The sequence below is a fragment of the Lacisediminihabitans profunda genome, assembly GCF_008040105.1.
Taxonomy (GTDB): Bacteria; Actinomycetota; Actinomycetes; order Actinomycetales; family Microbacteriaceae; genus Lacisediminihabitans; species Lacisediminihabitans profunda.
The window spans coordinates 1-303 of the sequence record NZ_VRMG01000103.1 but is presented as its reverse complement, the minus strand read 5'-3'; the positions used below and the strand labels follow the sequence as shown (position 1 = coordinate 303).

The 303-nt window shown below is 63.7% G+C and carries 1 pseudogene; it reads right to left on the bottom strand.

Annotation, left to right across the window (positions count from 1 at the left end):
• Positions 1–303: pseudogene (locus FVP33_RS19670) on the bottom strand (sugar ABC transporter permease); the annotation flags it as partial.

Below are 303 nucleotides of genomic sequence, written 5' to 3'. Positions count from 1 at the left end.
CCCCGGGGCGTGTGATGCGCTCTGGTATGGGCTCCGGGAGGGCTCCAACATGAAGTACCAGATGAGTACAGCGGTGGCCCCGGTCATCGAGGCCGGCACGATATAGGTCAGGCGCAGGGGGAGGTTCCACCTGCCCTGGACGGTGTCCAGGAGAAGAGACATGACCGACACCACGATGATCATGATCGGCACGTACAGCAGCAGGAAGACCACGACGTTCATCAGTGCGGGCAAGAAGCGCACGTCCGCCACGACGTCGGCGAAGTTCTGCAGTCCGCCCGCCGGGTGAACAATGCTCGGCCC